Genomic DNA, 11,369 nt, shown 5'->3' on the forward strand with positions numbered 1-11,369 from the left:
AATATACGGTAATGGAGTAATATATGGACCTGTCACTGATGCCAAGTCCATAGATTACTCCATTGGAGGGAAATGGAGAGATAGGATCATGATTTTTACTTTTCATCACATTGTTTCACTTTGAGATTTCAACGCATCAACCCGGATATCGAAGTTCTTTGATAGCCCCTGCGCACCCGCTTTGGTTACCTCTATAGCACGCGTGGACGCTTTTTGTCCAATCCACCCTAATTCAAAGAATCGATTGGTGATGGCTGCTCCAAGTAAACCAGCCACATGATATCTACGTTCACTCCAGTCTAGACACTGACGTGCCAGCGCACGCCGCCCCGTTGGAATTCTGCGCATATCCACCCCAATAGCAAGGAGTCCATCGGCACCTCTATCGGTTATGGCGAAATTCTTACCTTCAGACATGAGCCACTCGAATTCCAACATCTTCGATGTCAGGGCAACACCGACCTCGCCAGCCAGATGGTCATAACAGGTTCGCGCAAAGTGCAGTGCCCTAGTCTGTTTCGATTGTCGCAACGAACGAACTTTCGTTGGCTTCGCAACAATGGACAGTGCTTCAAGGACATGTGCTACTTCGGGGGAAGCGAGGCGGAAGTAGCGGTTTCGACCATGGGATTCCGAGAGAATAAGACCCCCATCTACCATTTTGGCTAAATGGGCACTTGCCGTTTGTGGAGTCACCCCGGCGGTACGAGCGAGTTCGCTCGCCAGAAGCGTTTGACCGCCAAGCAATGTAGTGAGCATGGTGCCTCTTGACGGATCAGCAATCAAAGCGGCTACTTCGGATATGTTTGGCGCTGCGTCCAATGTCTTCATCTCCAGATTACAATGATACTTCGATGATAGACGAATAATATGCGGTTTACAATCAAGTAGAAGAATTGAACGATGGAGAGGAAGACTCATGATGCACAAAAAACAGATTTCAAAGACACAGGTCATCCAACCAAAAATCTTGTACTATGGCACACCAGTCGTGTTGCTGACAACCTTTAATGAAGATCAGACATCAAATATCACGCCAATGTCTTCAGCTTGGGCACTTGGGAATCGTATCATTCTAGGACTCGGCGAAGGCGGTAAAGGGCTTGAAAGCTTGATTCGGCATAGTGAATGCGTAGTGAATTTGCCGGATTCATCGCTTTGGGAATCGGTGGAGTTGTTGGCTCCATTGACAGGGAAGACGCCGATTCCTGAGTATAAAAAGGGTGTGTTCCGATATGAGAAAGACAAATTTGCCGCAGCCGGATTAACGCCAGTGAAATCGACTCAGGTTGAACCGGATCGAATTGCCGAATGTCCAATACAAATCGAAGCGACAGTCAAGGGGATTCGAATCGTCGGTGAACAGGTGCGGTTCGGAATCATCGAAGTGGAGGCTCTGGTGGTACATGCACATGATCGGATTATCGTAGGAGCTAACCATGTTGATCCAGTTCGCTGGAACCCGCTCATCTACAATTTCCGGCACTATTTTGGCCTTGGAGATGAGTTGGGAAAGACGTTTCGGGCGGAGATATGATATTCACAGGCTCGGTCTTCCGGGCCTGATGTATTGGTTTATTCAATACGATTCTTTATTGAAGTCTTCTTTGAATCTCTTCTATCTCGGCGTGAGATAGGTTTGTGAACTGCGCGACTGTCTCTATATCCTGGCCTGCTGTCAACATCCGCTTTGCGACACTTTCCAACGCACGTTGCTACCGCAACTCCAACTCCCGACGCGATAGCCTCCAATTCACTAAGGATTTCGTCGTCTTCGGCTGTTTCCAACAACAACAACAGCCAGCGGACTAGGCGGTCTTCATGAGGATTGATAGTCCGGTTGCGCCAAACCACCCTAAGTTTCGGTATCTCCATGAAGCGATCTCCAATGTAGGGAAGGCAGGGTTGATGTTTGGTTTCCGGCAGGCATGGCGGTTCGCAGTGGTGACGTTGGTTGTTCCTCTTGTATTATTTTGGTGGTGTTCGTAAAACATCGAATGAAACTAATCTGATTGCCGTGTTAGGAATGAAGTAGAATCGTCATGGTGTAGAGTTTGAGGGAACACCCGGATGTGACAACCGGGAAACAAAGTTCTTAGTACCTGTCGGCTTCCGAAAAACGACGCGCTGCAACATTCGCGTCATCAAGGGCACTGCATTCTTCGAGAATCTTAGTTTCACCACTTCTTATAAACAAAGTCACTGCGTAGTTTTCGATGTCCATCGTCCCATCGGCAAAAATTGAACGTGCCACAGGTAATACTCGAATTATTTCTTGACCGTACGGGATAGATATGCATTTGTCGATAACCGTTCTGAAATTAGTGGGTTCCATTTCTGCACTCCTCAAAGTTCAATCCAAGATTCATGTGCATATGTAGACAATCGGGGGTTTCGCAATCAGCTACGACGCCGCAGCAATAATCTAGTTGCACATGAACCGTCGCTGAGCACATGGGGCATGTAAATGTCGTTTCGCTCAATCCATTGCTAAGTAATTCATCAGCACTCTTCTGAACAACTTCAGATATTGCTAGGATTTTTTCTAATTCAGTGTCTTTCATGAACTCAGCCCCCGGATTTATTTAAAGTGATCTTATCATGGGAACGTACGTTCGTAAATAAGAAAATCCAAATTCATTGGAATACGTAACCTGAATTCACAAGAAATCTACTTGGTTCTGTCGGCTTTTCTGTTCGAATTGAAATTTTACACCAACGTACACAACGGGGTTCGGGTCGAGCCCTTCGTGGTCAGATAAATTTGGTATAGCCTGTGCATCCGTTTCATGGATTTGGTTCTTCGTTTTGGTCGTGCTAGGTAATGTGGCAGGGCGTGCCGCTGTGAAGAAGGCTTCTTTAGATTTAATCAATCGAATTTCAGCGGTAATGATGTGGTAACCAGCCATCTATCTCGGCTAAATTATCTATTCGTTCAGGCAAAAAATAGGAAAGCTCAGTTTGTGGATTCCATGTTTTTGTAACAATCCGAATAGCCCTCTCATACGCCATTTCATGCGGCAAAGTTTTGAAGCGGTAGCACGGGAAAAGGGAAGACAGGGCAAATGAGGCGACCTGTATTTGTAGATGATGGTTGTCATTCGCACGGGTGTGTGCTTGTAAATGATAGCTTGGAAGAGGATTCATGCACAGTTACGCAGAAGTATCTTCCAATCGAAATTTGTCGGGAGTTGTCATCTATGAATCTTACTTTGCCGCATAGTTTATATTTGGAACTTGGGGCGATTATCGCACTTGCAATAATCGTAAAAGCAATTACCCCCATCAAGAAGCGTAAGTCCTCAAAGTCGCGAGGTTCCAACCAAAAGAAGAAAGCCCAATCAAGCACTCGAACTTCCTCTGCAAAACGTCCGGACGCTGAAATTCTTCTCAGTCCCATTGAAAAGCTCACATGGGCTGAATTTGAACGACTTTTGGCTCTGTACTTCCGTGATCACGGTTACGATGTTGATGAACCCGGAATCGGCGGTAATGATGGTGGGGTCGATTTGGTCATTACTGACAAGCGCACTAAAGAGCGTACCGCAGTTCAAGCGAAACACTGGGCTGATCGTCGTCACGTCGGGCCAAATATCATCCGTGAACTGCACTCCGCACGACTGAACACGAAACCTACTTGTCTATATGCAATGCTTGTCACATCGTCTGACGTTTCACCTCAGGCACGCAAAGAAGCGCAAGATAGGCATATTGAGTTTTGGCACGGGGCAACGCTTGCACATAGGCTGGAGAAGTGGGGCAAGTGGCAGGGGAATCAACGGCGTAGACGTTCGAAATGATGCGTGCTCGCCTAAGGGAAGAGAGGTCGAGACAATGGGGATAAAAATGTCGGAGGCTTATTATAAACCTCAAAACCGCGTTATACGCGTAGATGAGGCAGATAAGGTGGAGGCTTCTGAACTCAAGAGTAATTTATATTGTAGCTCCGAAAATTGCAGGACACGGTTGAAATTTGTTCACTCCTACAATAAAGGTGTAGAAAGTGAAATAACCGTTCCATCACATTTTGCCCTTGTTACAGGCATTGACAGTCCTCATAGTGATGATTGCCAGTACAACGTGGGAGGACAAGTTAAAATCATTGCGCGTAAGGCCGACGACATGATGCATAGCATAGCGAATGGTAAGTACAAATTCAGGTTACATCTTCTATTTGGTGCTTTAAATGCAAAGGAAGGCGAGGTAGTTGGCCCTACATCGCAGACTGGTTCAAACACTCGTGGGCAAGTCGAGACTACTTACACAACCAAAGGCAGTTTAACAGCATATTTGTCAACTGCGAGGAAAATTATGGAGTTGCGTTCGAAGATAGAACTGGAACGTGACATCGCTCAATATGTCAAAATTCAATTTCGGGGGGATACTGTTCGGTGGGCTGATTTTTATTTTGAGCGCGAAAATCTGCTTCGGTGCTACGAACGAGTTAATAGTCACAGTTACCCAATCTGCATCGAAGGGGAGGTAAAGTCAATCCAGATTCCGTCCAACAGCCGCAACTACGGAATAATACAGTTGAAAACGATAAGTGTTCAACCAAGTAGTGATGGTTACAGACATATCCCCATGGTGAAGTTTTATGTGGTTAATGGAATTCCATTGGAAAGCATCACAGTGGGAAAAAAAGTGGTCGTCTATGGAATTCCTAAATCACGGTCAGTACGTAATGACGATAACCAGCGTATCTGGTTGAACATATCGATATGGGTGAACCACAGAAAACAACTTTACGTTATCCCTGACTAAGGAGATGAAACGGTGTCTTATTGTAGGTACCTGGATAGTTGCTCGACTTCTTCTCTAGACAGTCCTGATATTTCACAAAGGGTCTTGATCTCGAACTCTTTTACGAGAAGTCGTTTCGCTATCTCTTGTTTTTTCTCCAAACGCGCTCTTCCATTTTTTATCTTACTGTTCCCAGTAAAGTGGGGAGATAACGCATGAGAGCGTCCGATTCAGTGTGTCTGGTCTCGCTGTAGTTGCTCAATCTCTCCGACACTCAGCTCTGTGAGTTCTGCCACGTCTTCGATAGGCACTCCTTTACGCAGTAAGCGCTGAGCGACTTCGGACGCCTTCTTTCGTTCCCCGGCTTCTCGTGCGCCTTGGATATTGGAATTCCAATCATGAATCGCTTTCTGTCGTGCTTCATATAGTTCACGCGCTTCACGATCCTGACTCAAGAATTCCAGCGTGGTCAATGCTTTTTTTATGGCCGGTTCCTCCATCGCAAGCTCCTCCAATTTCTCTCGCGCCGATCCCAGTAAGAACAGTGTCCAGCGCACCAGTTTTCGTTCTTGTCCAACTGCGATTTCCCGAAGCTTCTGCAACTCAATCATATGAATTTCGATGTCATCCGTCAGGATGAGCCCGGTATTGTCTTCCCGTAGGTGAAACGTGTTATGGTAACGGTCGTTGTCGATATAATTGAACCCAAGGATGTTGATGGTTACTGTGCGGCATAGACTCCGGTAAATCTCACCCTGCACCAACTGGCTCCCGTACATTCGCGCCCAGTAGTAGAGCGACCGTTTCTCCATATCCTGCTGGTCCCGAAGCTGAATCTCGATATTAATCAGCGTTCCGCTGGCCGTCCTGGCCTTGATGTCCAAAACGGACATCTTATCATAGACTGTTGTCTTGTCGAGATACGGGTTGAGAATTTCAATCTCCGTCACGCCGGGTTCATTGGCCGATTCGAAGACGGCATTGAGAAAATCGAGAAGGACGTCTTTGTTTTCCTCGACGCCGAATATGCGCTTAAAGACGAAGTCTATGCTGGGTTTTAGTAAATCCATCATCATCCCACCTATCCCAGTTTGATCATACCACATCGTATGAACATTGTTCATCCATTCAACGGAATTGGACCCTCACATCAATGCGATAATTATCCCGTGCATACTCGATCCGCTCAATAATCTGCTTGAGCAACCGATTCTTTTCTTCGGGCATGCTGTCGAGTTGTTTCCAAACATTCTGCAGTTCTTCAATGCGCCTTAACCTGTCTTGGTCTGAAACGGGGCCACCGACCTGCAGGGCTTCCTTCAAATGTTGAATGTCATTTCCCTTCTTCATAATCAGGTCCTTTTGATGATCCAACCGAGTTCGATACTCCTGTTTGGTCAAATCCCCGGACACATACATGTCTTTGAGCCGGGTCACCCCTTCGTGCAGCCCCTCCAACTCGGTTTCCTTCAAATGTAATAACATCTGCGGGGCCATATCTGGCGTATCCGTGGTTTGAATCGGTCTGGATCGGATTTCATCCTCGTACTCGCGAAGGCTTTCGATCACGGCCAACTCAATATGCTCAAGGTCTGCGCCGGGATTGCCGCAGCGTTTGCCAAACGGGTCGATTTTCTGGCACTTCTTCACGAGGATGCGTCCGTTCTCTTTCGGCTGAAACTGGTGGGCAGCACCGCACTTACCGCAATACACCAATCCAGAATATACGTAGGTTCCGTGCCTGGTTCGCTTGGATTGGATGCGACGTCGCTCCAACATCTTCAAAATCTCTGCATGTTCCTCCGGTGTTTTCACGGCAGGGTGAGCGTTGTCGACGATGACCCAGTTTTCACGCGGGTTCACCCGAAACGGCGCAGTTTTTCGATTCTTGTGCAGTCCACCGCTGGTCTTGCCGTACACCACGCGTCCAAGATGCACTTCATTGATGGCTAGCCGATAGAGTACGCTTTCCTGCCACAGCTTGCCTTTGGGGGAGGGAATACCCATGCGGTTCAGTTCCCAGCACACAGCGGCACACGTGGCCCCACTAAGCAAGCGTTGTTTGATGAGTTTGTAGATGTCCAACTTATCGGGATCAAGTTCGAGACTTCGAGCTTCAGAGTTATAGAGATAGGGAAAGGGAGCCGGGCCATTGGTCCAGTGACCGAGGCGAGCACCAATTTTCTTACCGCGCTGGAATCGCTTTTTGATCATGCGGTATTCGTACCTTGCAAACACGCCTTCGATGTCAGTGATGAGTTCTTGGTCCTCGTCGTTCAGGTCATAGACGCGTTGAGGAGTGACGACGAGGGTGTTCGACTGTTGGAGAATTTTCTCGACCCGTGCCCGGTCTTCTTTGTCGCCTCGGCTTAGCCGGTCATAGTCCATGACGACCACTGCGTCGTAGAAATCATTCTCCACATCTTTGAGCAGGCGTTTGAACTCCGGTCGATAGTCGATGCTGTCGGAACTTCCGATTTCCCGGTATGTGACATACCGCCAGTTGTTTTTGCGAACGAAATCGGTGAGGGCCGTTTCGTGTTTGAGCAGGACATCTTCTTCACCGTCCGTGTCGTCGCGGCTTTTGCGTAAGTAAACGGCGACTTCGTAGATTTTCTTTTGCTCCATAGGGACATCACTCCATTGGATGAACCAGGTATGTTTCCGATGACTTGTTCCAAGCTGTCTCCATCGCATGGCAGGGTTCGTGTCAGGTGATGGAGGTACCGCTTGGATGTCCATCTTCACTCCAGGTTTGAGAAGAGTCAACGGCAGGAGATGGAGAAAGGATGGGGGTGCGAAAGAATGGATTTCGCACCCTGTTTGGGCGGATAACATGGACTCGGCTACCCATCCACAGATGAATTTCCGACCTGCTTGTAGTCAGGGTCTTCGCAACATGCTTTGGTTCGTACGCCTGAAATCAATATCTTTTCCTGACAGACGGAGCAACAGATTTCGATGCCATCTGAAGACACGCAGAACATATCGGGATTCAGGATCGAGTAATGACCGCGCGGACAAATGTAGGTGGGTTTGCACATCCTTGTCACCCCTCTGCTAATCACTTGAACAGCATGGCGACGGTGATTAGAATTCCATCTGCGCCCGATGTTTGTGTTCCTCATACGCCCAGTCCAAGCTGCGGTCATGAAAACAGGCGAACACGTTTTCTACGACAAGGCGGTATTTTGGGGACGGCAGGTCGCCATCCCAAGCCCGATCATAGTTGGTTAAGGCATGAAAAAGGCCGTCCCCTTTTTTCGGGACGACCATGAGGGCGGAGATTCTGCCGTCGTTGATACCAAATTTGGACGGTTCATCGAATACTCTCGCATGCACGTAGTATCCGTCTACGACACCTTCGTACCAAGTCCCACCGAAGTGGCTCGGTTTGACCGTGAATTCATATTGCATGAGACGAATCCCTCCTTGTCAGTCGTCAGCTTAGCTCGGTCTCGCAAAGGAAAGCAATGCATCTGTTTCTGAGATGGTCACGGGATTTCATTCTTCCGGTTCGATGCCATATAGGACGCCCTGTACATACTCTCGTTTGTGGTCGAGCAGCCATCGTGCGGTGTCTGGATTGTTCAGTGCAGACGCCAAACGGAGCACGGCGAAAAAGTCGAGCATGTTGGTAGTGCCAGACTGCCGAATGGCTTCAAGACCTTCAAAGACAGATTTGGGAACACGAATCTCGTCCATATCATTTCTCCTCTCCGGATTGAAATTGGATCAAGCGTGGTGTTGCGTCTTTGAGCCGCTAATCGGAGGTTTTCGCATCAATTGAAAGGAGAGATTTGTATTGAGCTCTCTTACATCCCTTCATTACTCATGGCATTCGCACCGTACCGCCGGTCAACTTTCGTCGATCACGAGATAGCCAAAACCCGTGGGGCTGATCGAAAAACGATAGCCATACGTTTTTTCAGCATATTTGACGAGTTCAAGAGCGTGGGCCTTAGTCTCCACGTGTACCTCACCATCCTTCATGCACGCGTCGAACCATGGCCTCCAAGAGTTGATTTAGCAATGGATTCACCTCCTTTGCGCTGGCTGTCAGGCTAACTCTTGCGGTGTCGGATTATTTGTGCTCATCAAGCACCCGACAACCATAAACGTTGAATCCGATCAGGAAGTTAAATCTGTAGGTGATCCTGGCGTAATGCAGGAGTTCGAGACCTTGCGATTCACTTGACAACTGAATCGCCCCCTCCTGTCGGACGCGCCAAACCAAGTCCTCCAAGGTTTGCTTATCCACGAGTCTTACACCTCCTCGCGTTGGCCGATAGCCTAACTTGTTTTTTGCCCGGCAGAAACTCCGCGCGGGATGCCATCGGGAATGTCGGGTGGGGAGTCGGGGGAGGGATGATAAGGACGGTTCGTTTTCCGGTAAGGTTCCGCATCCCAAGCTCCCAATGCGTATATCATGGGCCATGCCATGATGTATCCCGCCCAAATTTGTTGATTGTCATGTGCGTCATGGTTAATCATCCCCGTCGACGACCAAGTAGTAAAAACTTGTGTGGCCTTCAATCCGAAATTGGTAGCCATACATCATTTGTGCATACGTGATGAGTTCCAGCGCTTCGGCTTTGCTCTGGACTTTCAGACTCCCTTCTTTACGCACACGGCGCACTTTATCTTTCAACTCTTGATCCGGCATGCAGCGTCCTCCTTTCGCAGTGTGTCATCATAGCTCCGGAATCCAACTTCAGCAACGGGGAGGTTTGGCTATCTACTCCCGATTTCTGCGCTGAACAAGATGCACGGGATGACTACGGCGTATTCGCTGGTGGTGTCATCACGAGCGGCGGTGTGTGGGCCATGTTTGGCTGAGACGGGCTCACAAACCACAGGAGGGGCAATGGCGTCAAAGTCTCCTCAATGGAGGCTGTGACGCCGCGTGTGGCAGAGACACCGAGCGGTTCGCCAGCATGGACAACCTGTGCTGTCGAAACCGTCGGGTGCAGTCCCTGCTCGGTCACGATGAGTCCGTTTCCAAGGTCCAGCGTGATTCCCGTACCTGTAACTGTCGTGATGGTCCCCCCGTGAATGGCCAGCACCGGTACGCCTGCGGGACAATGGATCATCACGTTCAAGGGTTCGCTGTGGGAGTGACCAACACCCGATACCGGGTCTAACGTATCGGTCACGGGCCATGCCCAATCGGAGCTAAGTGGGTTCCACGTTTGGTAGATGGTCGCCAAGCGCAGTACCTCGCGGACATAGTCTGTAGAATGGTTGTACTGGAATACTGCTTGCATGGGGTTCTTCGCCACGTTAGATATGGCAAGGTAATGCGCAGCAGAGAAGATGGCGTCAACCGGATCGTACGGGTCTATCTTGCCATCGCCATCTGCATCGACCCCATACTCGGCCCAGGTGGATGGCTCAAATTGCATGAAACCGACCGCTCCTGCCGAGGACACGGATAAGTCTCGTCCAAAGTCGGTCTCCACCCGATTAATGCCTGCTAAAACCGCCCAAGGCACGTGGTACTTGGCACCCGCTCGGTGATAGATCGGGAGCAGTTGCGGTGGAATCGGTTCAATGGCAACTGCAGGCGAGACAGGTAGGGCATTGTCACGGGACGAGATGACTACGCCGAGCGTCACGATGAGAAGCAGAAACAACAAAAGGACGATGACGATCCCCCAAAAGCCGAGAGCGGCGACTGCCCAACCGATGACGAGTCGGACGGGCCGTCTCATGACTCGTCACCTCCATCGTCACCATGACCGCCTTTCGAACGAAACCGACGGAACACGTTTTTGGCAAACCCACCTGCATGACCGACAGATGTCGAAGTGTCCCGCCAGTGATCGCGCACGTACACCACCGATGTCCGCAGCATTTCGTGCGGCGTGGGCGCACCCACCTTGGAGAGTATCGTGCCAAGCACCCGCTTTCGGAACAGGAAAGCGAGGAAGAACAACAGGGAGACGAGCACCTGCTGTAAAATCAAAAGTCCTGTCGTTTGCGTGACCACATCGGCGAGGAGTAGGGTGAATCCGAAATAGAGACCATACACTACTTTGGTTCCAAGTGCTCCGATGAGCCAACCGAACCAAGCGCGCACCAAACCGAATCCACGCCCCGGCAATACACCGATGAGAAAAACAATGGGGCAGATGAGGATAAGGGCCAGCGCCATCTCTTGTGCAGCAACCAGCATCCCGGCAATGACGGCCGCAAAGACCAAGAACGAAAGGGAAGCCACCAGTGAGAAGAGCGCGAGCACCATTCTGGGCACGACGCTTCCGGCCCCCAGCACATCCGGCATGTCCGCGTGTCCGCCGTGATTAATGGACGGATTCCCTAAGGTGGTGGCGAGGATGGTTCTTTGTTGCGATCCGTCCGGGTATTCACGGATGAGAGAACGCCAGTCCTCACCGACAGACACGGGCAGGGATACGTTTGCGGATGCAGCAGATTTTTGAATCGACGTCGCCTCAGCTGGTGTCACAGGGATGGGCCGTGACTCCGTCTGGTCAAACTCTCCAATGACCCAAGGGCGAGTGACTAGCAGATCCCACACCTGATTGGCGGTCACCACGAGTTCCGTGTCCGCCGCTTGCGTGGGCGTCGAGGAAGTCCCCTCGATTTTCTGAAACGGCTGTGCG

Annotated in this window: 12 protein-coding genes and 1 pseudogene; 3 read left to right on the forward strand and 10 right to left on the reverse strand. The window is 49.7% G+C overall.

Annotation, left to right across the window (positions count from 1 at the left end):
* Positions 1-105: 105 nt before the first annotated feature.
* On the reverse strand, positions 106-822 hold the full coding sequence (locus tag AYW79_RS13715; protein WP_156481930.1) for an ArsR/SmtB family transcription factor: 717 nt from the start codon (positions 820-822) through the stop codon (positions 106-108).
* A gap of 97 nt (positions 823-919) precedes the next feature.
* On the opposite strand from AYW79_RS13715, the gene AYW79_RS13720 reads away from it, so the two are divergent.
* Positions 920-1,537, forward strand: a complete 618-nt coding sequence (locus AYW79_RS13720; protein WP_067567038.1) for a flavin reductase family protein — start codon at positions 920-922, stop codon at positions 1,535-1,537.
* A 558-nt stretch (positions 1,538-2,095) separates the two neighbouring features.
* Here the strand turns inward: AYW79_RS13720 and AYW79_RS13730 are convergent.
* Positions 2,096-2,335, reverse strand: coding sequence for a hypothetical protein (locus AYW79_RS13730; protein ID WP_067567042.1), 240 nt, complete (start codon positions 2,333-2,335; stop codon positions 2,096-2,098).
* Between the two features lie 865 nt (positions 2,336-3,200).
* Between AYW79_RS13730 and AYW79_RS13740 the strand changes: the two genes are divergently transcribed.
* Positions 3,201-3,800 carry a restriction endonuclease gene (locus AYW79_RS13740; RefSeq protein WP_067567046.1) on the forward strand — a complete coding sequence of 200 codons (600 nt, stop codon included), beginning with the start codon at positions 3,201-3,203 and terminating at the stop codon, positions 3,798-3,800.
* 46 nt (positions 3,801-3,846) lie between these two features.
* Positions 3,847-4,764 (forward strand): hypothetical protein, encoded by a 918-nt coding sequence (locus AYW79_RS13745; RefSeq protein WP_067567049.1) that lies wholly within the window; start codon positions 3,847-3,849, stop codon positions 4,762-4,764.
* Between the two features lie 209 nt (positions 4,765-4,973).
* On the opposite strand, the gene AYW79_RS13750 is transcribed toward AYW79_RS13745, so the two are convergent.
* From AYW79_RS13750 to AYW79_RS15940, 8 genes and pseudogenes are all read right to left on the reverse strand, one after another.
* Positions 4,974-5,816, reverse strand: coding sequence for an Rpn family recombination-promoting nuclease/putative transposase (locus AYW79_RS13750; RefSeq protein WP_067567061.1), 843 nt, complete (start codon positions 5,814-5,816; stop codon positions 4,974-4,976).
* A 55-nt stretch (positions 5,817-5,871) separates the two neighbouring features.
* Complete coding sequence (locus AYW79_RS13755; protein ID WP_067567051.1) at positions 5,872-7,371, reverse strand: recombinase family protein; 1,500 nt, start codon at positions 7,369-7,371, stop codon at positions 5,872-5,874.
* A 462-nt stretch (positions 7,372-7,833) separates the two neighbouring features.
* Complete coding sequence (locus AYW79_RS13760; protein ID WP_067567053.1) at positions 7,834-8,160, reverse strand: DUF7678 domain-containing protein; 327 nt, start codon at positions 8,158-8,160, stop codon at positions 7,834-7,836.
* An 87-nt stretch (positions 8,161-8,247) separates the two neighbouring features.
* A complete protein-coding gene (locus tag AYW79_RS13765; RefSeq protein ID WP_067567055.1) occupies positions 8,248-8,448 on the reverse strand; it encodes a DUF5049 domain-containing protein in 201 nt (66 codons plus the stop codon).
* 379 nt (positions 8,449-8,827) lie between these two features.
* On the reverse strand, positions 8,828-9,004 hold the full coding sequence (locus AYW79_RS15660; RefSeq protein ID WP_156481931.1) for a hypothetical protein: 177 nt from the start codon (positions 9,002-9,004) through the stop codon (positions 8,828-8,830).
* A gap of 225 nt (positions 9,005-9,229) precedes the next feature.
* A complete protein-coding gene (locus tag AYW79_RS13770; RefSeq protein WP_067567057.1) occupies positions 9,230-9,409 on the reverse strand; it encodes a hypothetical protein in 180 nt (59 codons plus the stop codon).
* Positions 9,410-9,521: 112 nt separating this feature from the next.
* Positions 9,522-10,457 (reverse strand): lytic transglycosylase domain-containing protein, encoded by a 936-nt coding sequence (locus AYW79_RS13775; protein WP_067567059.1) that lies wholly within the window; start codon positions 10,455-10,457, stop codon positions 9,522-9,524.
* Positions 10,454-11,369: pseudogene (locus tag AYW79_RS15940) on the reverse strand (hypothetical protein); the annotation flags it as partial. The gene AYW79_RS13775 and the pseudogene AYW79_RS15940, both read right to left, overlap by 4 nt.

Origin of the sequence: Ferroacidibacillus organovorans (genome assembly GCF_001642725.1) — a bacterium.
Taxonomy (GTDB): Bacteria; Bacillota; Bacilli; order Alicyclobacillales; family SLC66; genus Ferroacidibacillus; species Ferroacidibacillus organovorans.

Excerpts from the sequence above, each read along its gene's own strand:
- AYW79_RS13730 (WP_067567042.1), bottom strand. The coding sequence starts at position 2,335 with ATGGAACCCACTAATTTCAGAACGGTTATCGACAAATGCATATCTATC.
- AYW79_RS13765 (WP_067567055.1), bottom strand. The coding sequence starts at position 8,448 with ATGGACGAGATTCGTGTTCCCAAATCTGTCTTTGAAGGTCTTGAAGCC.
- AYW79_RS13720 (WP_067567038.1), top strand. The coding sequence starts at position 920 with ATGATGCACAAAAAACAGATTTCAAAGACACAGGTCATCCAACCAAAA.
- AYW79_RS13750 (WP_067567061.1), bottom strand. The coding sequence starts at position 5,816 with ATGATGGATTTACTAAAACCCAGCATAGACTTCGTCTTTAAGCGCATA.
- AYW79_RS13770 (WP_067567057.1), bottom strand. The coding sequence starts at position 9,409 with ATGCCGGATCAAGAGTTGAAAGATAAAGTGCGCCGTGTGCGTAAAGAA.
- AYW79_RS13755 (WP_067567051.1), bottom strand. The coding sequence starts at position 7,371 with ATGGAGCAAAAGAAAATCTACGAAGTCGCCGTTTACTTACGCAAAAGC.
- AYW79_RS13745 (WP_067567049.1), top strand. The coding sequence starts at position 3,847 with ATGTCGGAGGCTTATTATAAACCTCAAAACCGCGTTATACGCGTAGAT.
- AYW79_RS13760 (WP_067567053.1), bottom strand. The coding sequence starts at position 8,160 with ATGCAATATGAATTCACGGTCAAACCGAGCCACTTCGGTGGGACTTGG.
- AYW79_RS13740 (WP_067567046.1), top strand. The coding sequence starts at position 3,201 with ATGAATCTTACTTTGCCGCATAGTTTATATTTGGAACTTGGGGCGATT.
- AYW79_RS13775 (WP_067567059.1), bottom strand. The coding sequence starts at position 10,457 with ATGAGACGGCCCGTCCGACTCGTCATCGGTTGGGCAGTCGCCGCTCTC.